At 62.1% G+C, this 21,242-nt stretch carries 25 protein-coding genes; 23 read left to right on the top strand and 2 right to left on the bottom strand.

The window, feature by feature from the left end; translation table 11 throughout:
- Positions 1-244 precede the first annotated feature (244 nt).
- The 4 genes from RDV64_RS01735 (at position 245) to RDV64_RS01750 (ending at position 3,651) form a co-directional block, all read left to right on the top strand.
- Positions 245-1,165, top strand: a complete 921-nt coding sequence (locus RDV64_RS01735) for a DUF2493 domain-containing protein (RefSeq protein WP_309197571.1) — start codon at positions 245-247, stop codon at positions 1,163-1,165.
- A 170-nt stretch (positions 1,166-1,335) separates the two neighbouring features.
- A complete protein-coding gene (locus RDV64_RS01740) occupies positions 1,336-2,127 on the top strand; it encodes a phytanoyl-CoA dioxygenase family protein (protein WP_309197572.1) in 792 nt (263 codons plus the stop codon).
- 183 nt (positions 2,128-2,310) lie between these two features.
- The gene (locus RDV64_RS01745; RefSeq protein WP_309197573.1) at positions 2,311-2,748 is read left to right on the top strand and encodes a hypothetical protein; all 438 of its coding nucleotides are present in this window, start codon (positions 2,311-2,313) and stop codon (positions 2,746-2,748) included.
- Positions 2,749-3,330: 582 nt separating this feature from the next.
- Positions 3,331-3,651, top strand: coding sequence for a DUF736 domain-containing protein (locus RDV64_RS01750; RefSeq protein WP_309197574.1), 321 nt, complete (start codon positions 3,331-3,333; stop codon positions 3,649-3,651).
- Between the two features lie 232 nt (positions 3,652-3,883).
- Here the strand turns inward: RDV64_RS01750 and RDV64_RS01755 are convergent, their stop codons facing one another.
- Positions 3,884-4,747 (bottom strand): NAD(P)H-binding protein, encoded by an 864-nt coding sequence (locus tag RDV64_RS01755; RefSeq protein ID WP_085816323.1) that lies wholly within the window; start codon positions 4,745-4,747, stop codon positions 3,884-3,886.
- Positions 4,748-4,811: 64 nt separating this feature from the next.
- On the opposite strand from RDV64_RS01755, the gene RDV64_RS01760 reads away from it, so the two are divergent.
- Positions 4,812-5,771, top strand: a complete 960-nt coding sequence (locus RDV64_RS01760; RefSeq protein ID WP_309197575.1) for a LysR family transcriptional regulator — start codon at positions 4,812-4,814, stop codon at positions 5,769-5,771.
- 152 nt (positions 5,772-5,923) lie between these two features.
- Positions 5,924-6,970, top strand: coding sequence for an IS110 family transposase (locus tag RDV64_RS01765; RefSeq protein WP_309197576.1), 1,047 nt, complete (start codon positions 5,924-5,926; stop codon positions 6,968-6,970).
- 200 nt (positions 6,971-7,170) lie between these two features.
- Here the strand turns inward: RDV64_RS01765 and RDV64_RS01770 are convergent, their stop codons facing one another.
- The gene (locus RDV64_RS01770; protein ID WP_085816326.1) at positions 7,171-7,389 is read right to left on the bottom strand and encodes a helix-turn-helix domain-containing protein; all 219 of its coding nucleotides are present in this window, start codon (positions 7,387-7,389) and stop codon (positions 7,171-7,173) included.
- A gap of 155 nt (positions 7,390-7,544) precedes the next feature.
- On the opposite strand from RDV64_RS01770, the gene RDV64_RS01775 reads away from it, so the two are divergent.
- The 17 genes from RDV64_RS01775 (at position 7,545) to RDV64_RS01855 (ending at position 21,220) form a co-directional block, all read left to right on the top strand.
- Positions 7,545-7,805 carry a helix-turn-helix domain-containing protein gene (locus RDV64_RS01775; RefSeq protein ID WP_309197577.1) on the top strand — a complete coding sequence of 87 codons (261 nt, stop codon included), beginning with the start codon at positions 7,545-7,547 and terminating at the stop codon, positions 7,803-7,805.
- Positions 7,806-7,825: 20 nt separating this feature from the next.
- The gene (locus RDV64_RS01780) at positions 7,826-8,194 is read left to right on the top strand and encodes a DNA -binding domain-containing protein (protein WP_309197578.1); all 369 of its coding nucleotides are present in this window, start codon (positions 7,826-7,828) and stop codon (positions 8,192-8,194) included.
- 117 nt (positions 8,195-8,311) lie between these two features.
- Entirely contained in the window at positions 8,312-8,647 is a 336-nt protein-coding gene (locus tag RDV64_RS01785; protein WP_309197579.1) for a transcriptional regulator domain-containing protein, read from the top strand.
- Positions 8,648-8,744: 97 nt separating this feature from the next.
- Positions 8,745-9,065, top strand: a complete 321-nt coding sequence (locus RDV64_RS01790; protein WP_309199593.1) for a DUF2285 domain-containing protein — start codon at positions 8,745-8,747, stop codon at positions 9,063-9,065.
- Positions 9,066-9,234: 169 nt separating this feature from the next.
- A complete protein-coding gene (locus RDV64_RS01795; protein ID WP_309197580.1) occupies positions 9,235-10,701 on the top strand; it encodes an FAD-dependent monooxygenase in 1,467 nt (488 codons plus the stop codon).
- Between the two features lie 164 nt (positions 10,702-10,865).
- Entirely contained in the window at positions 10,866-11,138 is a 273-nt protein-coding gene (locus RDV64_RS01800) for an AlpA family transcriptional regulator (RefSeq protein WP_230721431.1), read from the top strand.
- Between the two features lie 8 nt (positions 11,139-11,146).
- Complete coding sequence (locus RDV64_RS01805; protein WP_309197581.1) at positions 11,147-12,325, top strand: replication initiator protein A; 1,179 nt, start codon at positions 11,147-11,149, stop codon at positions 12,323-12,325.
- The gene (gene parA, locus RDV64_RS01810) at positions 12,322-12,960 is read left to right on the top strand and encodes a ParA family partition ATPase (protein ID WP_309197582.1); all 639 of its coding nucleotides are present in this window, start codon (positions 12,322-12,324) and stop codon (positions 12,958-12,960) included. Before RDV64_RS01805 ends, parA begins: the two co-directional genes overlap by 4 nt.
- Positions 12,957-13,208: a hypothetical protein gene (locus tag RDV64_RS01815; protein ID WP_309197583.1), complete on the top strand. Its 252-nt coding sequence runs from the start codon at positions 12,957-12,959 to the stop codon at positions 13,206-13,208. Before parA ends, RDV64_RS01815 begins: the two co-directional genes overlap by 4 nt.
- A complete protein-coding gene (locus RDV64_RS01820; RefSeq protein ID WP_309197584.1) occupies positions 13,205-13,726 on the top strand; it encodes a DUF2840 domain-containing protein in 522 nt (173 codons plus the stop codon). Before RDV64_RS01815 ends, RDV64_RS01820 begins: the two co-directional genes overlap by 4 nt.
- Entirely contained in the window at positions 13,723-14,268 is a 546-nt protein-coding gene (locus tag RDV64_RS01825; protein WP_309197585.1) for a S26 family signal peptidase, read from the top strand. Before RDV64_RS01820 ends, RDV64_RS01825 begins: the two co-directional genes overlap by 4 nt.
- Positions 14,269-14,316: 48 nt before the next feature.
- Positions 14,317-14,652: a DUF736 domain-containing protein gene (locus RDV64_RS01830; RefSeq protein WP_309197586.1), complete on the top strand. Its 336-nt coding sequence runs from the start codon at positions 14,317-14,319 to the stop codon at positions 14,650-14,652.
- 3 nt (positions 14,653-14,655) lie between these two features.
- Positions 14,656-15,417 (top strand): lytic transglycosylase domain-containing protein, encoded by a 762-nt coding sequence (locus RDV64_RS01835; RefSeq protein ID WP_309197587.1) that lies wholly within the window; start codon positions 14,656-14,658, stop codon positions 15,415-15,417.
- 250 nt (positions 15,418-15,667) lie between these two features.
- Entirely contained in the window at positions 15,668-17,407 is a 1,740-nt protein-coding gene (locus RDV64_RS01840; RefSeq protein ID WP_309197588.1) for a DUF3363 domain-containing protein, read from the top strand.
- A 276-nt stretch (positions 17,408-17,683) separates the two neighbouring features.
- A complete protein-coding gene (locus RDV64_RS01845) occupies positions 17,684-18,622 on the top strand; it encodes a pyridoxal-phosphate dependent enzyme (RefSeq protein ID WP_309197589.1) in 939 nt (312 codons plus the stop codon).
- A 180-nt stretch (positions 18,623-18,802) separates the two neighbouring features.
- Entirely contained in the window at positions 18,803-20,788 is a 1,986-nt protein-coding gene (locus tag RDV64_RS01850) for a conjugal transfer protein TraG (RefSeq protein WP_309197590.1), read from the top strand.
- Positions 20,789-20,791: 3 nt separating this feature from the next.
- Positions 20,792-21,220: a CopG family transcriptional regulator gene (locus RDV64_RS01855; protein ID WP_309197591.1), complete on the top strand. Its 429-nt coding sequence runs from the start codon at positions 20,792-20,794 to the stop codon at positions 21,218-21,220.
- Positions 21,221-21,242 lie beyond the last annotated feature (22 nt).

Below are 21,242 nucleotides of genomic sequence, written 5' to 3' on the forward strand. Positions count from 1 at the left end.
CCCGGCCTTCTTCAGAGGGCGACCGGACGGCAAACGGCCCGGTCCGGCAATGGCTGCGGCCAACGATTATCCGGCGGCCCTGCGGGCCTTTCCATCGCGAAACAAAATCGCCGGCCTCCGCCATCCTCCGCTGACGCTCCGGTCCTTGCGCTGCCGCTCCAGGATGCAAGCCCGGTCCGCCCGCCGTCTTGTCTGCCCATGAAGGCCGCGGCGGGCGCGGCCAACCGACAAAGGGAGCCACCCGATGACACTCGACGACGACACTTTCGAACCCCATCACGAGTCCTCGCCGACCGAGCACGCACTGAACGAACTTGAACTCCATGGCTACCGCCACGACGGCCACGGTCCGGATCCACGCCTCGTCCCGGAGGACAACGTCATCGCCGGCGCAGTCTCCGACATCTTCGACGCGCTGATCGCCACCATGGCCGACACGGCTCTCGATGGCGAACTCGACGATCTGCTCTGGTCGACGGTCAACATGTTCCATCGCGCTACCGACCGGCTCGAACGCAAGCTCGACGACAACGAGCAGGCGCAGAAGCGCGGGCAACGCGAACAGGATGGCTCTGAAATCAAGGCCGTCGAGCTCGAACGGCTCATCGAGACCGGCCAAGGTCTCATAGAACGCCGCGACAGCCTGGAGGTCTTCCGCGACAGCGCCGCCGAGCTTTATCTGCGCACCACCGGATCACCATGGTCACCGCGCACCGGCTCGCAGGTGAACCACCGCGCCCTGACATCGGCGATGATCGACAGCCGGGACTTCATCGCAGAGCGCAAACGCGCCAACCGCGAAGTGCTCCTGCCCGCCGGTCCGAAGGTCGCCGTCTCCGGAGGCGCCGACTACAACGATCACAAGCTGATCTGGGACAAGCTCGACCAGGTGCATGTAAAGCATCCGGACATGGTGCTGATGCACGGCAAGTCGCCGAAGGGCGCCGAGAAGATCGCCGCCCGATGGGCCGATCACCGCAATGTCACCCAGATCGGCTTCGCGCCCGACTGGACCAAGCACGGCCGCGCGGCGCCCTTCAAGCGCAACGACCAGATGCTCGACGTCCTGCCGATCGGGGTCATGGTCTTCCCCGGCACCGGCATTCAGGCGAACCTCGCCGACAAGGCTCGGAAGCTCGGCATCCCGGTGTGGCGGTTCGAATGACCTTCGCCAGCGACCACCTTGCGCCCTCAAAGTAGTTTGATATAGGATCGACCAATGATGTTCATGTCCACATTCTTCCCACTGATCTGAACGGTTCGACCCGTTCTGGCGCAACTGCGCCCTAAAAAGATCAACCGGCCCGCTGACGCGATGGCCGAACGGAGAATGTTATGCCAAATTCTAAACAAACCGGACTGACCCCTGGTCAGGTCCAGAGCTTTATCGACGATGGATTCGTCAAAGTCGAAGACGCTTTCAGTGCCGACCTTGCGAAAAAATGCAGGGCGGAACTGTGGGCTGACATGGGCCTTTCCCCAAACGAACCGGAAAGCTGGAAGCAGCCGGTTGTCCGGATCGGGTTCAAGTCCTCTCCTCCCTTTGTGGAGGCCGCCAATACGCGGCGACTGCGCAAAGCTTACAACCAGCTTGTGGGTGAGGGCCGTTGGATAACGCCCAACGGACTCGGAACGTTTCCGATCCGCTTTCCCTCGCCTCAGTCACCAGGCGATGATGGCTGGCATGTTGACATGAGTTTCGGAACCGAAAATTCCGATTTCATGGAATGGCGCGTCAATGTCAAAACCAGCGGACGCGCCTTGTTGATGCTGTTCCTGTTTTCGGATGTCGGTTCGGATGATGCCCCGACAAGGATACGGAAAGGGTCGCACGCCATTATTGCGCGCGAGTTGCTGCCCTTTGGTGACGCGGGTGCAACGCTGAGGCAGCTTTCGGCGGGTGGTTACTCCTCGACGGAGGGTTGCGACGTCGAGATGGCGACAGGTGCGGCGGGTACGGTTTATCTCTGCCATCCATTTCTCGTCCACGCAGCGCAACCTCATGGTGGGACGGAGCCGCGCTTCATGGCGCAACCGGCGCTGTTGCCACGAGGTGAGTTCGATCCGGACTTGCCGCCTTCGCCGGTACAGGTTGTTATCCGGCAGGCGTGCAATCTGAAACTCTAAGTTAAAGGCACCCGGGACGATTAATGTCCCGGGTGCTTCCGCACGTAACTAGCGCCAGCCTCCTAATGCACGTGCCGCATACCTGCCAACTCCAAGGCTGGCTGTGATTGCGCTATACTCTCGTTGCGCCATGGTGGTGGTGGAGGCGCAACCGTTCGAACCTCACCTTACGGAGATGCCACCATGACTATTGCTATTCTCGGATCCATCACCGCAATTGCAGTCCTATGCTGGTTGCTGTTCACGCTCACCATCTACACATTGCCGGCGCTTGGCGGCGCGGCGGCAGGGATGTGGGCCTATCAGACCGGAGCCGGCGTGCCGGGCAGCATCCTTGTCGGACTTGTCGGCGCAGGCCTCGTGTTCGGCCTTGCTCAGTTCCTCATCCTGTTCGCACGGCCCATGTGGCTGAAGCTCGCCGTCGCGCTCGCCTTCGTCGCACCTGCCGCCGTTGCAGGCTTCCACGCCACCCACGGCATCGTCAAACATCTCATGCCGTCGGAAACCTGGCAGACCGTCTTCTCAGTGATCGGCGCGGTGGCGGTCGGCATCACGGCGTTCGTGCGCGTGACCTCAATGGCCCCGCCCGGGCCTGCCGGACAGACGCCTGCCAGCATCTGAACGCAACGGTAGGTGAAGCCGGGACAGGGGCTGAGGTTTTGTGCCGCGCCCAAATCGAAGGGTGAGCAATGTGGGGCGCGGTACGGGACGGATCGGCGATTTCGGTTGAGCGCCGGCACTCCCGGACGGCATGGCGTGATTTGCCCCGAAACGCGCGACCGGTGCCGGACGCAGAGCGGCTTGTTTCCGCATCAGGTGGCATCGCTGGGTATCAAGCGGAATGGCCCGCAGGGCCGCAGACAATTTCCGTGCCTTCGCCGGACTTAAACCGGGGTGTTCTGTCTTGCCATTCTCTCCTTGAACAATCCCGGTGAGCCGACCGCTCCTAACGGCCTCTTCAATGGGCTGATCTGGCCGAAGGCCGGCTGCGCCTCGATCGCCTATGGCGCAATGACGCCCGTCAAGTTTCTTCCCCTGCCGGCTGAGCCGCCATTCCTCGCGAGGCAAGAAACCCGCCGGATCGCCATCCTCCGCTGACGCTGCGGTCGCGAGCGATGCGCCGTCGATCGCCTCCGGCCTCTCCGATCGCCATCGAGGCCGCAATGGTGCGGGCTCGAAACCAGTGATCAAGGGAGAACTACCATGGCAACCATCGGCACCTTCAAGAAGTCCGGCAACGAATTCACCGGCGAAATCGTTACCCTCAACGTGCAGGCCAAAAACGTCCGCATCGTCCCCGAAACCAGCCAGACCAGCGAGAACGCTCCCAGCCACCGCGTCCTGGTCGGCCGCGCCGAAATCGGGGCAGCCTGGTCCAAGCAGTCGAACGAGGGCCGCGACTATCTCGGCCTCAAGCTCGACGATCCGAGCTTCACCGCTCCGATCTACGCCAACCTCTTCGACGACGAGGACGGCGGTTTCAGCCTCATCTGGTCCCGTCCCACCCGCCGCAACGGCGAGTGAGGCCCGACAGGTCCCCGCCCGGCTGGTCCGGGCGGGGCCTTTTCTTGTGGCGACCGAATCAGATGCGCAGGCACCCGCCGATTGCCCGATTCAAAACGGTTTTTCAGCTTACAAATCTGGCAAAGGCGACTATTATAGATGGAGTATTCGGTCGTTCCCGCGCGACGGCTTCGAGCCCTTACTCGCCACGCGAAAACGCGATGGTCTTGGCTCGCTAACGCTAGCGCAGTGGTCATCCCTGCACCGTCGCCAGAAACTCTCGCATCCGCGTCGGCGCACGTCCCAGCAACTGAGCGAGCGTCGGATCGACCCGATCAAACTCGCCCGCTCGGGCTGCACGGAAGTATCCCAGCATGACGGCGATAGCACCCTCAGGTATGCCATTCTCCCGAGCATGGCGTTCCATGGAATCTTCCTCGACGATTTCTCGCGCGATGGGCCGTCCCAGGACGTCCGTTGCCAGCCGCGCGAGGTCGGCGAGGTCGAGGGCCTCGCTGCCAGTCAGCGGCGGTGTCGGACCGTCGAACGTCTCGCCGCGCGCCAGCAGGATGGCATCGGCGGCGGCAAGATCGTCGTGGGTCGTCCAGGCTACCTTTCCGTCCTCGGGGCCGGTCAGCGTCCCAGCCTCGAGTCCGTTCGCGTTCATGGCAACGGCGCTCGCCGCGTAGAAGCCGTGGCGTAAGGACGTCCAGGGCAGGCCCGAGTCCGCCAACATCTTCTCGGTCGCAGCGTGATCCCGCCCTGGCGGGAAGTGCGAGTCGAGCGCGCAGGAGACCTGGCTGGTATAAAGCACGCGGCCGACACCCAGTTCGCGCGCCACTCCGATCGCGGCCCTATGCTGCTTCAACGGATCTCCCCCCTTTGCCGCCGCATTCGACGAGACCAATAAAATCCGCTCGGCCCCGTTCCACGCATGACGCAGGCTGTCGGGATCGTCGTAATCGCCCCGGCGCACCCGCACGCCGGCCCGCATGAGGTCGCCCGCGCGATCCGGGTCGCGAACGCTGACGCCGATGCGTTCGGCAGGCACATGTTGCAGAAGGTGTTCGACGATCCTGCGGCCGAGTTGGCCGGTCGCGCCTGTCACAATAAGCATGTCTCAATCTCCTCGGTGGGTCCGCTGCGCGGTAAGTGATCGCGGGCTGATGGAGAGAGATTGATTGTTCTCTTTCCCTGAGACAATTCGCGTATTTTCGAATACCTTGTTCTCTATGCAGAACAATGTCTCGAATGATGATCTGGCCATTTTTCTCGTGGTGGTTCGCGAAGGCGGGTTCAGGGCAGCGTCCAGACGCCTCGGGATCGCTCCTTCGAAGGTCAGCACGACGATCTCGCGGATGGAGGCTAGCCTCGGCGTGCCACTCCTGCGTCGCACGACCCGCAGCGTGGCCACGACAGACGCAGGTCAGGCACTGGCGGACCGGATCGCCCCTTTGTTCGCCGGGCTCGAGGAAGCCTGCGCCGAGGCCGCCGACACGGCGGGCCGCGTGCGGGGCCGGCTGACGCTTAACGTACCCGGGGCAGTGATGCCGGACATCCTTCCGCCGCTCCTGTCGAAATTCCACGCCCGTCATCCCGACGTCGAGGTCGAAATCGTGGTCGAGAACGGTCTCGTCGATATCGTCAAGGCGGGCTGCGATGCGGGCATCCGCTATGACGACGCCCTCGAAAAGGACATGGTGTCTATCCCGATCGGCCCCCGGACCCAGCAGAGTGCCCTTGCAGCGTCACCGGCTTACCTGGAGGCACGAGGTACGCCCCGGAGCCCCGAAGAACTGACCCGGCACGATGCGATCCGCTATCGCCTGCCGGATGGTCCTCTGCTGCCGTGGAGCCTCGTCGATGATTTTCGAACGGTCACCGTCCAGCCTGCGACACGCCTGATCCTGAGCGTGAACGCTCTCGACACGGGACTTCGCTACGCCAGGACCGGGATCGGCATCATTGGGACTTTCCGTAATTGGTTGGAGGAAGACTTCGCCGCCGGAACGCTCGTTCCCGTTCTGCCGAATATGTGGCCTTCTCGGAACGGCCCGCGTCTCTACTATCCAAGCCGTTTTACAACCGCGCCGCTCCGCGCCTTCATTGAAATTTGCCGCTGCGGCAGCGACAGGGTCTGAACAGCTAAGCTCTAATTACTACCGGGAAGAAATGATTTGTCCGCCGCGCTGCTGCCTCTCAGCAAAGAACGACTGAAATAGTCGTAGTTTACAAAACCGTTTGAAGATTGGTTAGGAGAAGTGCCGGTCCTTAATTCGAAAGGGGAATCGGCATGTCCCAAAGGCACTATATAGGGCTGGATGTCTCGGCCCGCACCGTCAATCTCTGCATCGTCGATCACGATGGCCAGGTGGTACACGAACGCAAGCTCTCCTCGGATCCGGAGGAGATTGCACAGCATATCCTGTCACTTCGGTTTCCGATTGTTCGTGTCGGCCTCGAGGCCGGAATGCTATCGCAACACATCTATGGGCGGTTGGCTGAAGCCGGTATCCCGGTCGTCTGCGTCGAGACCCGGCACATGAAAGCGGCGCTCGCCGCTCAGCTCAACAAGACCGACCGGCACGACGCGCGCGGGATCGCCCAGATGATGCGCGTCGGATTGTTCAAACCGGTCCACGTCAAGACGCCGAACAGCCAACGCCTGCGCACGATCCTGACCGCACGGCAACTTCTGCGGAACAAGCTTCAGGATGTCGAGAACGAAATCCGCGGCCTCATCCGCAACTTCGGCTATCACCTCGGAAAGGTGACGCCGCGCGACTTCGAACCACGGGTGCGGGAACTGATCGCCGATACCGACCTGCACGCCGTGGCCGACGCTCTCCTGTTGGCAAGACGCTCCTTGCGAGAGCAATTCGGCCGGTTGGACGATATGCTCGTTCGATTGGCGAAGCATGACGAGGTGACGCGACGCTTCATGACGGTTCCCGGCGTCGGCCCACTTGTCGCACTGACCTTTCGGGCAACGGTCGATGTTCCGTCGCGTTTTACGCGCTCGCGCACAGTCGGCGCCCACTTCGGACTGACACCTCGCAAGCAGCAATCCGGTGAAGTCGACCGCAACGGACGCATCTCGAGATGGGGCGATGAGATGATGCGAAGCCTTCTTTACGAAGCGGCGCAGGTGCTGTTGACACGGGTGAAACGTTGGTCAGCGCTCAAGGCTTGGGGCGCACAGATTTCGCGACGCCGAGGCCACAAGAAAGCGATCATCGCGCTGGCGCGCAAGATCGCTGTGATCCTTCATCGCATGTGGATCGACGGATCGGAATTCGACTGGGGCAAGCGGCCGGAAACCGCTGCGTCATCTGTTTAAGGTTCGACCGGGCACAGTCCGGTCGAGGCACATCCCCGCGAGGGGACGGGGAACGGCGAGCGCGCAAATACGACTTGACCGCCAAGGCCGATGCCGAGGTGACGTCGCAAAATAGATTGTCCCGCCGGCTCCTCTGATCCCATCCTGTGGCGGTCTTGTACCGACCACGAAGAGAAGCATGATCCTCGCGGGCGTGCCGCTCAAACCTCGTCGTCGGGCTCGACCAGATCCACATGGCTGACGCCGAGAGCCTGGGCGAGTTCAAACAACGTGATCACGGTTGGGTTCCTCCGGCCGCGTTCGAGGCTGCTGAGATATTGTTGGCTGAAGCCGGAACGCGCTTCGACCTCTTCCTGCGTCAGGCCCTTCTCCCGACGCAGGCGGGCGAAGTTCCGGCCGACCAATTTGCGCATATCCATGCGCAGGAAGATCGCGATTTACATACTTTAAGTTTATCAACTATAGTATGTAAATGAGCCGCTGGGGAGTGAGGGATTCCCCGCTATCCGGTTGGTCCGAATAGAGAAGTCGTTTTAGTGGCGTGAATGCCGGGGTCTGTAGGAGGTGATCATGCATGATCACCGCCCGACAGGCACGGGCCGCGCGCGCATTGCTCGGTTGGACACAAGAGATGCTCGCTGAAAAGGCCCTGGTTTCGCTGACCGCGCTCAAGCGCCTCGAGTCCGTCAACGGACTCAAGGTGCATGAGAGCACATGCGACCAGATACGCCGGGCGCTGGAAGCAGCTGGCATCGTCTTCCTGTCCTCCGACCGAGGCGAAGGAGTGATGATTGTCGATGCCGCGAACCCTAACCAGCCAGGAGCGCTGGCCTGACGACGGAGGTGTCAGGCGCAATGCGCCACACCTTTCGCAGCGATTTTTCGGCGCACCTCTACAAAATTTGTCAATTTACGCTAACCATATGCATCGAGGCCTTGCGCCAAGAGACTGGGGGACGGATGGGGCAAGCTGACTTTCTGGACGAGCCGCCGCACAGCGAACACCTGACCGAATACGATCGTGCGCATTTTGCGACCTATCTTCGCTTGCTCGATGCGGAGGCCGATGCCGCGCATTGGGCTGAAGTCGTGCGCGTCATCTTTGGCCTTGATCCCGACGAACATCCAGAACGAGCTATGCAGGTCCATGAAGCGCATCTCGCTCGCGCCCACTGGATGACTGAGAACGGTTACCGCGATCTCCTTCGATCCGCCTATCACTGACAGGTGATGCGCGAAACGCATCTTTGTATGCCGGTTGCCCGGCTATCCAGGTTTCAATTTTAACGCGATCTTCCAACGACCTGCGAACCACCGCGTAGAGTCGGGGAGGAAATCGGCATGGTGGCGGACACGAACTGGCGAGACCCGACGCACTATCGATATCTGAGCGGCCTGAACCGTTCCGAACTCGCCTGGGAGTTTCTCAGGCGCAATCCCGAATATGAAAAGGAAGTCTCGGCTTCCGATCCGGCGGACGATTACGCCGCAACCGCGCTGACGGCGCACTGGGGGTTGCGCTTTCCCGATAGCACCGAACTTGTCCGCGCCCAACCCCGGCATTTTCTGGATACCACGCATCGATCCTGCCGCTCTCATTCTCACGCCTCAGACTTCGCCCACCATGACGACAGTAACGTTCACGGCCGATCCCGTGTACGCCAGGACAGCCGATGAAGGACTATATCTTCGGTTCTTTCTCGGCGCGGAGCAGTTCGTTGCCCTTTCGCTCGACGGCAGGCCTCCTAGCGGGCAAGTGGCCGCCGTCATGCTGATGGACCAGCTACTGCAAGATCGCGTCGACGCTCTGCATCGGTTTCACGACGTGCTTTTTGGTCGCCGTGTGCGTCCTGACCGGCACCTTCCACTTCAACGCAAACGCCATCTTATCGAGATGTTGCGCGCGGTTGATGGCAATTACGCAGGAGCAAGCTACCAGGAGATCGCCGAATCCGTTTTCAATACGAAACGTGTCAACGCCATATCGTGGAAATCAGCGCCCCAAAGAGACACGGTTATGCGCCGTGTTCGAACCGGTCTTGCACTAGTGAATGGCGGATACAGAACGCTGCTCTACAGTCACAGAATTCGATAGGCCCCGGAGACTATAAAGTTCGGCGCCTGAAGCGAAATCCGGCTCGAAGTATTTCGAACGACGGAACCTACCTCCACCAAAACATAGATATGGTGCAGAACTGTCTTGCTTCAAGAGGCCGGTCATTGCGTAGAAGTCGGGTGTGATTCCCGATGATTAGAGGTGAGAAATGCATGTTTCCAGACATCAGGTAGTGATCGCCGGAGGCGGTCCGACGGGGCTTATGCTGGCGGGAGAACTGGCATTGGCGGGCGCAGATGTCGCCATTGTCGAGGAGCGACCGAACCAGGAGGTCGACGGCTCCCGCGCCGGCGGTTTGCACCCGCGCTCCATCGAAGTCCTTGATCAGCGCGGCATCGCAGACCGTTTCATTTCCCAAGGCGAAAAGCATCATGTTGTGCATTTTGCCGGAGCAGTTCTCGATGCCAGCGACCGCCCGTCTCGTCACAACTACACACTCGCACTGTGGCAGGAGAAGATTGAACTGGGACTTGCCGAATGGGTTTCAGAACTGCCGGTGCAATTTTATCGCGGCTGCAGGGTCGCCGAATTCACCGAGACTGACGACGGAGTATCCGTCGCCCTTGATGATGGTCGGTCACTCGCCGCTCAATATCTCGTCGGTTGCGACGGCGGACGCAGCATCGTGCGCAAGAAGGCCGGCATCGGTTTTCCGGGCTGGGATCCTGATATCAGTTACCTGATCTTCGAAGCGGAGATGTCAGGGCCGCAACTGGGCATCAGCCATGGGCCAAAGGGGCTTTATGCCATCGGCCCATTGGAGGGTGCCAACCGGTTCCGCGGCGTGATCACGGAGCAGAACCTGGAGCGCGGCGAAAAACCGGATATCGACGATCTTCGTCGAGCGCTCAACGCGGCCTATAACGCGGATTTCAGTGTCCGCAACGTCACCTGGCTTTCACGGTTCACCGATGCAGCGCGTCAGGCCGAAACCTATCGCAAAGGCAGAATTCTACTGGCAGGCGATGCCGCGCATGTCCACTCCCCTGCGGGAGGCCAAGGACTTAACATCGGGCTCCAGGATGCGGTCAATTTGGGCTGGAAACTCGGCCAGGTGGTTAAGGGGATTTCCGCGGACGATCTTCTCGACTCCTATCACGACGAGCGACACCCCGTCGGCGCGGCCTTGCTCAAAAGCACTTTGGCGTTGACTGCACTTAACCGTGGTGATGAACGGACCAACGCCCTGCGTCAGATGATGGCAGAGGTGATGCAAATGGACGGGCCGCGCAAATGGTACGCGGCACGAATGTCTGGCTTGGATGTGCACTATGATATTGGCCACGGTCACCCACTAATTGGGCGCCGCATGCCTGACTTAGACATCTCCACAGCCGATCATTCTTTGACCGTGTTCGCACTTCTCCATGATGCACGACCACTGTTGCTCAACTTCGACGAATCCAAGCGCCTGGATATCTCTGGTTGGCAGGACCGCGTAAAGGTGGTCGATGCCAACATCGCAAGCCGCTTTGAACTGCCGGTGATGGGAATGATCGATGCACCGTCGGCGGTGCTCGTCCGACCGGACGGGCATGTGGCATGGGTCGGGGACGGCAACGACGAAAGCCTTCGCGAGGCGCTCTCTACCTGGTTCGGCCACGCCGCAAAATAGCTGTGGTAGTTCGCCGGAACATCCAATCCCAACAAAATTAGCGATCGGGGTGCGAATTTTCTTTCGAATCTTCGCACTCCCCCACGCCCTTTCTTCTCCGCCACCGTGACCCTGACGCTCCGCCGATATCCGGCGGCGCCAACAAGGATCACGGAGGCACGATCATGTCCGCAGCCACCGCCGGTATACCGCCGCGCTATCTGAGAACGCCCGAGGCGGCCCGCTTTCTCAGCCTTTCCGCCCGAACCCTCGAGAAACACCGCACCTACGGAACCGGTCCCGCCTACCGCAAACTCGGTGGCCGTGTCGTCTATTCCGTCGATGACCTGCAGGCCTGGGCGGAACGTGGCGCCAAGCGATCCACCTCCGACCCCGGCGTCGGCACGGTCCTTCCGGCCAAACGTCATGACGATCCGTCGTCAGCCGAGAACCGCTGATTAATCCTATGACGGCGCGCCCCCGCAGATCGGAAAGGGACCAGCTTGAGCTGTTCCGCGCTCTGCCGAGCGATCTCGCGCCACGCGACGCACAGGACCTCATGGCCTATCCCTTCTTTTCCCTCTCCAAGTCCCACCGCGTCGAGCCGATCGACTTCCGAGCGGGCGAGATCGCCATCCGCGTAGAAGCCGTGCCAGAGCATGGCATGGCCACAATCTGGGATGCGGACATCCTGATCTGGGCGGCCAGCCAGATCGTCGAGGCGCGCGACAACGGCTTTCGCACGTCGCGCCTGATCGCAACCACCCCATACGAAATCCTCACCTTCATCGGACGTGGCACCAGTGCGCGCGACTATCGCCGGCTGATAGCCGCGCTCGATCGGCTGCAATCGACGACGGTCGCGACCACTTTGCGACAGCCGCCGGCCAATCCTCGAAGTCGCAGTGAACGCACATCCGATGTTCCAGCGACCGGTCGGCGCATGCATCGCTTCTCCTGGATCAACGAATGGACGGAGCGCGCCGACGCGTTCGGCAATCCGGACGGAATCGAGCTCATCGTGCCGGACTGGTTCTACAAGGCGGTGCTGGACGAGGCGCTCGTCCTCACCATCGACCGCGCCTATTTCGGCCTCACGGGCGGGATCGAGCGCTGGCTCTACCGGATCGTGCGCAAGCATGGCGGCAGGCAGAAGCACGGCTGGCGGTTCGACTTCCGGCACCTCTACGTCAAATCCGGAAGCCTCTCGCCGTTCAAGCGCTTCGCCTTCGAACTGCGCGCGATCATCCAGCGACAACCGCTACCCGGCTACACGCTGTTTCTCGAGATCGAAGCGGGCGGGCGCACGCTGCTCGCGTTCGAGCCCGCGCCCTGTGGACAGGCTGTGGAAGCCGTCGTGCTATCAGGAACCCGGACTATCGTGCCATCGGGAACCGACCCATCGTGCTATCGGGAACCCAAACCGCATCTAACCTCTTCCGCACAAAGCGAAAATCGGCCCCCTAACTTAGAGTCTAACAAAGAATCTAACTTTTGTATGGGCGCGCCTTTCGGGGAAAACCGCTCTCCGAAACACCGAAAAGAGGAAGAGCGCGGACGCCAGACGGCATTCTCTGAACGCGATGACGACGCTGCGGCCGCGAGCAGTCCGCCTGCCCGACACGGTCCGGGAGGCGCCTCATGATCGCGGCACTCCTCAATCAGAAGGGCGGCGTCGGCAAGACAACGCTCGCCTTGCACCTTGCCGGCGAATGGGCGCGAGGCGGAAGCACCGCCACTCTGATCGATGCCGACCCGCAGGGATCGGCACTCGACTGGTCCGAACGGCGCAGCCATGAGGGGCTGCCGCGGCGCTTCGGCGTCATCGGCCTCGCGCGCGACACGCTGCATCACGAAGCCCCGGAGCTCGCCCGCACTGCCGACCATGTCGTTATCGACGGTCCGCCGCGCGTCGCGGGGTTGATGCGCTCGGCGCTACTCGCCGCTGACATCATCCTCATCCCCGTTCAGCCGTCACCCTTCGATGGCTGGGCCTCGGCGGAGATCCTGCGCCTGATCGAGGAGGCGCGGATATTCCGTCCGCAGCTCGCAGTGCGCTTCGTCCTCAACCGTTGTCCGGCACGAACCATCATCGCGCGCGAGACCGGTGATGCGCTCGCCGACCAGGACCCGCCCGCGCTGCGCGCGACGATCGGCCAGCGCGTCATCTTTGCGTCGGCCGCGCAGTCCGGCCGCCTCGTTTGCGAGTGCGATGCAGACAGCATCGCCGCGCGGGAAGTGGCGGCGCTCGCGGCCGAGATCGGAAGGCTCGCACCATGAGCAACCGTCCAAACCGCCGCGCCTTCGCCACGAGACCAGGCGATCCCGAGCAGTGGATCAGATCAGCCGATGCTGCGCCCCGTGACGGCAAGCCGTCCGGATTCACCGCCCGCCTGACCATCGACATCACACCCGAGCTGCGCGGCCGCATCAAGATCGCCGCGTTCCAGCGCGGCGTCACCGTCGCCGACATGCTGCGCGACCTGCTCGCCCACGAATTCCCGAATGACGAAGGAGACCCCTCATGACCGGCACAACAGCCCCCGGTGCCGGCGCAAGTACGATGCTCTCCTCCCACACGTCCGACGCACTCACCAATGTCGAACTGACCTGGATCGAGGGCAGGATCGAATACTGGATTCGCTTCGGCCGTGCGGCCGGCGAGCGGATCATCGACCGCCGACGGCGCGTCGTATCTTTCCGTCCCGGCGCCATCTTCGCCTTTGTGCGCTGGGCGTCCAACGACTATGGCACGGTCATCTCGCGCATCGACATCGTGCGCGCCGTCGCTCCGGGCGCCGCCTATCAGACGCTTCCCTTCGTGCGCCCCGGCGGGGAAATCCTGCTCAAGATCGAAGGCTGGCCGAAGGTCGAGAAGGTGCTCCAGCACATCGACGCGGTGGAAGCCGCCGAAGTCGATCCATGCGACGCCGCCCCCGATCACTGGCGCCATGTGGCGCACCGGATGAGCGCTGGCCAGGAACCGCGTCCCTACACGCCGGAGCGTCATCAGGCCTGGCTCAAGCGGCGGGAGATCGAACGATGACCCGCTTTGGCTACGTCATGCTCACCTACTTCACCGCCATGGGCGTCGCCGCGGCCGCGTTCGTTCCGACCTCGCTGAAGCTCGTCTGGAACGTGTCGGCCAGCGCACCGATCGGCCTTTATCGGATCGACCCCGCCGTGCATCTCAACGTCCCCGATCTTGTCGCGGTCATGCCGCCCGAGCCGCTTGAGGACTTCATGGTCGAGCGCGGTTACATCGGCCACGACGTCCCGATCCTGAAGCGCGTTCTCGGCGTGCCGGGACAGCGCATATGCCGGAGCGGCCACACCATCACGGTCGACGGAATCGCGATGGGCGAAGCGCGCGACCGTGATCGCCTGGACCGCCCGCTGCCGGTCTGGAGCGGCTGCCGCACCGTCGCGGACGACGAACTCTTCCTCATGAACTGGCAGGTCCCCGACAGCCTCGACGGCCGGTATTTCGGTCCGCTTCCGGCGACGACCGTCATCGGCCGGGCAATCCCTCTCTACACCGACGAAGACGGCGATGGCCGTTTCGTCTGGCGCGCGCCGACGCGGTGACGACGCACGCCTTCCTGCAATCCCACCGCATTCAAACAGGAGTTCACCATGCCCCAAATCGGACAATTCACGCGCACGGAAAATGGCTACGGCGGTCGCATGCGCTCGCTGTCCTTCGACTGCGAGCTTACATTCGTCACGGCCGAGAATGCCGACAGCGAGAACGCGCCGGCCTACCGCGTTCATCTTGGCGACGAGACAGGGCCTGAGGTTGGCGCCGGATGGAAACATACCGGCGACCGCGCAGGCACGTTCATCTCTGTCGTCCTCGACGATCCAGCCTTTGCGGTTCCGGTGCGCGCCCGGCTGTTCCAGTCGGACGAGGATGGAGGCGACTGGGGCCTGCACTGGACCCGTCCGAAGAAACGCGACGAGCAGGACTGAACGATGCCGCGCATCGGTCCGTCAGCAGCACTGCGGCGGTGCGGTCCCTGCGGCCGCATTGCCCTCCTTTTCCTTTTCGGCATGGTCATCGCCGTGCTCGATACCAGCGGCGCATCCGCACAGCCGACGCCCGCCGGGCGACACGAAGTCCGCGATCCCATTGCCGCGCATATTGCCGAGGCGGCGCAGCGGTTCGGAATTCCCGAACACTGGATTGCCACCGTCATGGGCGCAGAGAGCGCAGGTGATGCGCGCGCGATCTCCCATGCCGGCGCTCAGGGGTTGATGCAGGTCATGCCTGCGACCTGGGAAGATCTGCGCATTCGACATCGGCTCGGCTCCGATCCCTTCGACCCGCGCGATAACGTCCTGGCGGGCGCGGCCTATCTGCGCGAGATGTACGACCGTTACGGCACGATCCCGGCAATGCTCGCGGCCTACAATGCCGGTCCCGATCGCTATGACGAGCACCTCGCAACAGGGCGACCGCTGCCAGCCGAAACACGCGCCTATGTCGATCTGATTGCACCGGCGCTGGGTGCAACGGTGCCATCGTCCGGCGCTCCGGCTGTACCCGCACCGCCACCCGACTGGCGCGAGGCGCCGCTGTTCGTCCCGCGCTCAATTGACCGCCGGTCAGTCGCGGACCGCGCCATCGTCAAGCAGACGGATGGCGCCTCTGCTTCCGTGCCGGTGCAGCCCGATGGCGAGGATCATTCCCACCCGAAGACCATCTTCATTGCGCAGGATGACACCGGGGGGTGAGCGATGACGCGTTGGAGTTCTCATCGCATGATCTCGGGCTCTGGCGTGTTATGGCGCGCGGGAGTGGGAGCGGCAGGAACCACAACCGACCGATGGCAGGATAAAAGGGCGCACATTGTGCGCTGGTCGGTCGGTTGTTTTTGCAGGTTTTTTTGGCGCGTTCCGCACATTGCCCAGCCTCGCCGCAATGTGCGCAGAGTGCTCAACATCCCGGCTTTGCTCGGGTTTCCGCACATTGCGGAACCATGCCATGGCCGATGACCGCGAGTTCCGCATTCGGCCTGGCCGTATCCGTTCGACCCGTGCGCAGGCGGCGCGTCCCTTCATCGCCCAGGCGCTGGCGGCCGCGAAGAAGGCAGGCGGTGGCGTATTACGCTCCGGCCGCATCAGCTCTGGCAACCGCTCGCGCTTCGGCCATGGCCAGCGCGCCAGCATCCAGGCCAATCGTCTCATCACCGCGCGCTCGCGCGGCGCGGTCATCAAGGCGCGCGTGGTTCGCCATTCGGCACGCGCCGCGCCACTCGACACCCATCTCGATTATCTGCGCCGCGACGGTGTCACCCGGGACGGGGAGAAGGCGAGGCTGTTCGGGCCGGGAAAGGAAGAAGCGGATGGCCGGGCCTTCGCCGGGCGCTGCGAGGACGACCGGCATCATTTCCGCTTCATCGTCTCGCCAGACGACGCGCTGGAGATGTCGGACCTGCGATCCTTCACCAGCCACCTTGTTGGTCAGATGGAAAAGGATCTCGGCACCGAGCTCGACTGGGTCGCCGTCGATCACTGGAACACCGAACACCCGCATGTCCATCTGATCGTGCGCGGTGTCCGCGAGGACGGTGAAGACCTCGTCATCTCGCGCGACTATATCAAGGAAGGCATGCGCGACCGCGCGCGCGATCTCATAACCCAGGAGCTTGGCCCACGCACCGATCTCGATATTCGCCGGACACTCGAAAGTCAGATCGAAACGGAGCGCTGGACGCAACTTGACCGTCAACTCGTGCGCGATGGCCGGCGCTCCGGAGTCATCGATCTCGCACCCCATCCGGGCGAGCGGCACGACGAGTTCCATGCGCTGAAAGTCGGGCGCCTGCGCAAGTTGGAAACACTCGGCCTCGCCGAGCAGGTCGGCCCCGGTCAATGGATGATCGGCGACAAGGCCGAGGCGACCATGCGCGAACTCGGTGAGCGTAGCGACATCATCAAGCGCGTGCACCGCGCTTTGACCGAACGCGGCATCGAGCGCGGATCGGTCGAGTACGTGCTGGCGGCCGAAAGCCTCGACGCGCCTATCGTCGGGCGTCTGGTCGAGCGCGGGCTGGATGATGAATTGAAGGGTACGGCCTATGCCGTGGTCGATGGCGTTGATGGACGCAGCCATCACATCAGGCTCGCCGATCTCAATGCCGCCGGCGACAGCGCGCCGGGCTCGATCGTCGAGTTGCGCGCCTATGACGATTCCCGTGGCCAGCGCCGCGTCGCACTCGCGGTTCGCTCTGATCTCGATATCGAACGGCAGGTCACCGCAACCGGGGCGACCTGGCTCGACCGGCAGAACATCGCGCGCGAGCCGGCAGCCTTGTCGGAAAGCGGGTTCGGCGCTGAATTGCGCGGCGCTCTCGACAGGCGGGCCGACTATCTGATCGGGGAAGGTTTGGCCGAGCGGCAGGGCCGGCGGATCGTCTTCAGCCGCAATCTGATCGACACGCTGCGCCGACGCGAGGTGGAAGAGGTCGGCGAGAAAATAGCGGCGAAGACCGGGCAACCGTTTCAGCGCTCCAATAGCGGCGAGCATGTCGCCGGCGCCTATCGTCAGCGTCTGTCGCTCGCGTCGGGACGTTTCGCAATGATCGACGACGGGCTCGGCTTCCAGCTCGTGCCCTGGACGCCATCGATGGAGAGACATCTCGGCCGCCATGTCTCCGGCGTCGCGCGCGGCGACGGCGGCATCGACTGGAGTTTCGGCCGCAAGCGGGGACTGGGGAGGTGATCATTCAACATTTTAGGCTCGCGAGGTCAGCTTCGAGCCGAGGCTGTGTGAAAACTCCGGCGGCCTGAGTCAATCGCTCGAAAACCCGAGATATCTGCTCTCTCTCATTAAGCTGAGCGCCTCTTGGGACGAGATGCGGAAACGAACTCGACGAGAGAGATCACAGCGCTCGGTTTTCACACAGCCTCAGCCCAAAGCTACCCCGCTTCCTCGCGGATCGCGCCACACTTCGATTGAAAAGTTGTTCCATTCAGGTAGCTTGAATGAATGATATCCATGCAAGACATCAGTTCGGCAGTCGATTGTATTGGCAATCTGGCAATTGTAACTCCTGTAATCGAAGCTCCTGTTCTTTCGAAGATGCTGGGGCGACGGACCGTTCTTAAGCTCGAGAACCTGCAAATCGGAGGGTCATTCAAACGAAGAGGCGTATTGAATAGGCTACTTTCCAAGCCAACCGAAAGCGAGGGCTCTCAGTTTGTTGCCGTGAGTGGAGGGAACTTTGGCATTGCGCTCGCCGAAGTGTGCGAAACGCTCGGTCTACCGGTTACGATCGTCCTACCTCAAACCGCGCCTATAGCATCAGCCAACCGTATCAAAGACGCTGGAGCAAAAGTAATCTGGACGCCTGATGTGAGTTCGGCATTTGCCAAGGCGGATGAACTTGCGTCAGACGGACTCACTCTGATTGATGATTGTGATGATGTTCATATTGCTGCTGGGTCCGGCACATTGGCGTTGGAGTTTTTGCAGTCTGTTCCGGAGATTACCGACATTGTTGCCACGATCGGCGGCGGTTCGATGATTTCCGGTGTTGCTACCGCAGCCAAGTCTATGTCGCCAGATATCAGAGTATGGGGGGTGGAAACAAATGGCTCTGACTCGATGGCCCAGGCCATGCGGCAACGCAAGCCGGTAACCATCGATGTGACAACGGCCATATCCACACTCGGAGTACCGCAAGTTTCCAAAGTGTTTTTGGATATTGTGTTACAACTAGTCCGCGAAGTGATTGTGGTTGAAGATCGGGAAGCCTTCAAAGGCGTGATCGATTTTGCCGAAAAGGAGCACATCTGGGCGGAACCGGCGGCGGGCGCATTGATACCTGCTGCAAAACGAATTTCTGCCAACTTGCCCGAGAATGCCGTTATCGGTCTGGTCGTCTGCGGGGGGAATACGACAGTTGCAGATGTGATTGGCTTCCCTAAGCGTTGAACGTTTGATCTTTACAAAGCGAATGGCAACTTTGTCCGCATAGCTGACCAGCCAAGCGGGTCCGCAGGTACAACGCCGTTGTTTATCCCCTAGCCGCCGTTCCTACGATCGGAGGAGGAACAGGCTTGTCGACCTGGCTCCGAGCCCCGAGCGTTCCGATATTTGCGCGGAACGGAAGCCATGTCGGGTACAAAAGTTCTCTGGGGGCAGATCCTCATCGTTTTCACCATCGTCCTCACCACCACCTGGGCGGCCACGGAATGGACGGCGTGGCGTCTCGGCTTTCAGGCCCAACTCGGGGCGCCCTGGTTCGAGATTGGCGGCTGGCCAATCTACTATCCGCCGGCCTTCTTCTGGTGGTGGTATTTCTACGATGCCTATGCGCCGCCGATCTTCATCGAGGGCGCCATCATTGCCGCGTCCGGCGGCTTCATCGCCGTCGCTGTGGCGATCCTCATGTCGATATGGCGCGCGCGCGAGGCACAGAACGTCGATACTTATGGATCGGCTCGCTGGGCAAAGCCGGATGAGGTGAAATCCGCCGGTCTGCTTGGACCCGACGGTGTCGTGCTTGGCAAGCTCAGGGATGACTATCTACGCCACGACGGCCCCGAGCATGTTCTGTGCTTCGCGCCGACCCGCTCGGGCAAGGGCGTCGGTCTCGTCATTCCGTCGCTTCTGACCTGGCCGGGCTCGGCCATCGTCCACGACATCAAGGGCGAGAACTGGCAGCTCACGGCGGGGTTTCGTGCCCGGCATGGCCGGGTGCTGCTGTTCGACCCGACCAACCCGAACTCGTCCGCCTACAATCCACTGCTCGAAGTTCGCCGCGGCGAGTGGGAAGTCCGCGACGTCCAGAACATCGCCGACATCCTCGTCGATCCCGAGGGCTCGCTGGAAAAGCGCAATCACTGGGAGAAGACCAGCCATGCCCTCCTGGTCGGCGCCATCCTCCATGTCCTCTATGCCGAGAAGGACAAGACGCTCGCCGGCGTCGCCGCCTTCCTGTCGGATCCGAAGCGCCCCATCGAATCCACGCTCGCCGCGATGATGAAGACGGCGCATCTAGGCAAGGCCGGCCCGCATCCCGTTATTGCCAGCGCCGCCCGCGAACTGCTCAACAAGTCGGACAACGAGCGCTCCGGTGTTCTCTCCACCGCGATGTCGTTCCTCGGGCTGTACCGAGACCCAGTTGTCGCCAAGGTGACGCGCCGCTGCGACTGGCGCATCACCGATATGGTCGGCGACCAACGCCCGGCGACGCTCTACCTGGTCGTGCCCCCGTCCGACATCAATCGGACCAAGCCGCTGATCCGTCTCATCCTCAACCAGGTCGGCCGGCGGCTGACCGAAGACATGCAATCGAGGACCGCGCGGCACAAGCTGCTGCTCATGCTGGACGAGTTTCCGGCGCTCGGTCGACTTGACTTCTTCGAGAGCGCGCTCGCTTTCATGGCAGGCTACGGGCTCAAGAGCTTTCTGATCGCGCAGTCGCTGAACCAGATCGAGAAAGCCTACGGGCCGAACAATTCAATCCTCGACAATTGCCATGTCCGGGTGAGCTTCGCCACCAATGACGAACGCACCGCCAAGCGCGTGTCCGATGCCCTCGGAACGGCGACCGAAATGCGGGCGATGAAGAACTATGCCGGACACAGGCTCTCGCCCTGGCTCGGTCATCTGATGGTGTCGCGGCAGGAAACCGCAAGGCCACTGCTGACGCCCGGTGAGGTCATGCAGCTTCCGCCAGCGGATGAAATCGTCATGGTCGCCGGCATATCGCCGCTCCGTGCGAAGAAGGTTCGCTACTACGAGGACCAGCGGTTCCAGGACCGCATTCTGCCGCCGCCGTCCAAAGCAGAACCTGTCGAGTCTGGAGATGATGAATGGAGCACGTTGCCATTGCCACCCAAGCCGACCCTACACGCCAACAGCTCTGGCAGTGCTGAATACGAGGAGGACACCACAGTTTCCGAGCGGCGGCGCCAGCCCGAGCTCAGCCGTGTCCAGCCCGTCGAGAAGAAGGAGCCAATCGAAAACGAGTTCGAGATCGCCCCCCTCGACGACGATCAGGAAGAGGCCGCGCGCAACAGCCGGATGAACCGGGCGATGCAACGGGTGGCGCGGCAGGTCTCGCTCGACCCCAAGGATGGGATGGAGCTGTAATCCATGCCCGGCAGCAGGAAAAAGACGCAAATCTCCGTCTATCTCGACCCGGACATCATGGCGATGCTGGCAGACTATGCGGCGCGCCGCGATCAATCGCTGTCGATGATCGCCGAGGCGGCGATCGCGTCCTTTCTTTCGCCGGACGATGCCGAAAAACGTGAGGCCGTCGTCGCCAAGCGGCTGGATCAGATCGACCGTCGCATTACCCGTCTGGAACGGGATGTCGGGATTTCCGTCGAAACGCTGGCCGTCTTCGTTCGGTTCTGGCTCAACACGACGCCAGCGTTGCCAGAACCGGCCGTCCAGGCAGCGCGTGCTAAGGCAGCAGAGCGCTACGAGACATTCATCACCACGCTTGGCCGGCGTCTCGCCAAAGGACCGACGTTCCGGCAGGAAGTGTCAGAGGATGTAGCTGGATCTGATAGCTGAAGGTCTGCTTGGAGCCCTTTTA

Origin of the sequence: Acuticoccus sp. MNP-M23 (assembly GCF_031195445.1) — a bacterium.
In the GTDB taxonomy this organism is placed as follows: Bacteria; Pseudomonadota; Alphaproteobacteria; order Rhizobiales; family Amorphaceae; genus Acuticoccus.

Coding starts and splice junctions, on each gene's coding strand:
- RDV64_RS01825 (WP_309197585.1), top strand. CDS start 13,723: ATGACCCGCTTTGGCTACGTCATGCTCACCTACTTCACCGCCATGGGC.
- RDV64_RS01735 (WP_309197571.1), top strand. CDS start 245: ATGACACTCGACGACGACACTTTCGAACCCCATCACGAGTCCTCGCCG.
- RDV64_RS01765 (WP_309197576.1), top strand. CDS start 5,924: ATGTCCCAAAGGCACTATATAGGGCTGGATGTCTCGGCCCGCACCGTC.
- RDV64_RS01795 (WP_309197580.1), top strand. CDS start 9,235: ATGCATGTTTCCAGACATCAGGTAGTGATCGCCGGAGGCGGTCCGACG.
- RDV64_RS01845 (WP_309197589.1), top strand. CDS start 17,684: ATGCAAGACATCAGTTCGGCAGTCGATTGTATTGGCAATCTGGCAATT.
- RDV64_RS01750 (WP_309197574.1), top strand. CDS start 3,331: ATGGCAACCATCGGCACCTTCAAGAAGTCCGGCAACGAATTCACCGGC.
- RDV64_RS01840 (WP_309197588.1), top strand. CDS start 15,668: ATGGCCGATGACCGCGAGTTCCGCATTCGGCCTGGCCGTATCCGTTCG.
- RDV64_RS01830 (WP_309197586.1), top strand. CDS start 14,317: ATGCCCCAAATCGGACAATTCACGCGCACGGAAAATGGCTACGGCGGT.
- RDV64_RS01740 (WP_309197572.1), top strand. CDS start 1,336: ATGCCAAATTCTAAACAAACCGGACTGACCCCTGGTCAGGTCCAGAGC.
- RDV64_RS01775 (WP_309197577.1), top strand. CDS start 7,545: ATGATCACCGCCCGACAGGCACGGGCCGCGCGCGCATTGCTCGGTTGG.
- RDV64_RS01770 (WP_085816326.1), bottom strand. CDS start 7,389: ATGGATATGCGCAAATTGGTCGGCCGGAACTTCGCCCGCCTGCGTCGG.
- RDV64_RS01780 (WP_309197578.1), top strand. CDS start 7,826: ATGCGCCACACCTTTCGCAGCGATTTTTCGGCGCACCTCTACAAAATT.
- RDV64_RS01745 (WP_309197573.1), top strand. CDS start 2,311: ATGACTATTGCTATTCTCGGATCCATCACCGCAATTGCAGTCCTATGC.
- RDV64_RS01815 (WP_309197583.1), top strand. CDS start 12,957: ATGAGCAACCGTCCAAACCGCCGCGCCTTCGCCACGAGACCAGGCGAT.
- RDV64_RS01785 (WP_309197579.1), top strand. CDS start 8,312: ATGGTGGCGGACACGAACTGGCGAGACCCGACGCACTATCGATATCTG.
- RDV64_RS01790 (WP_309199593.1), top strand. CDS start 8,745: ATGGACCAGCTACTGCAAGATCGCGTCGACGCTCTGCATCGGTTTCAC.
- RDV64_RS01820 (WP_309197584.1), top strand. CDS start 13,205: ATGACCGGCACAACAGCCCCCGGTGCCGGCGCAAGTACGATGCTCTCC.
- RDV64_RS01805 (WP_309197581.1), top strand. CDS start 11,147: ATGACGGCGCGCCCCCGCAGATCGGAAAGGGACCAGCTTGAGCTGTTC.
- RDV64_RS01755 (WP_085816323.1), bottom strand. CDS start 4,747: ATGCTTATTGTGACAGGCGCGACCGGCCAACTCGGCCGCAGGATCGTC.
- RDV64_RS01835 (WP_309197587.1), top strand. CDS start 14,656: ATGCCGCGCATCGGTCCGTCAGCAGCACTGCGGCGGTGCGGTCCCTGC.
- RDV64_RS01850 (WP_309197590.1), top strand. CDS start 18,803: ATGTCGGGTACAAAAGTTCTCTGGGGGCAGATCCTCATCGTTTTCACC.
- RDV64_RS01855 (WP_309197591.1), top strand. CDS start 20,792: ATGCCCGGCAGCAGGAAAAAGACGCAAATCTCCGTCTATCTCGACCCG.
- RDV64_RS01800 (WP_230721431.1), top strand. CDS start 10,866: ATGTCCGCAGCCACCGCCGGTATACCGCCGCGCTATCTGAGAACGCCC.
- parA (WP_309197582.1), top strand. CDS start 12,322: ATGATCGCGGCACTCCTCAATCAGAAGGGCGGCGTCGGCAAGACAACG.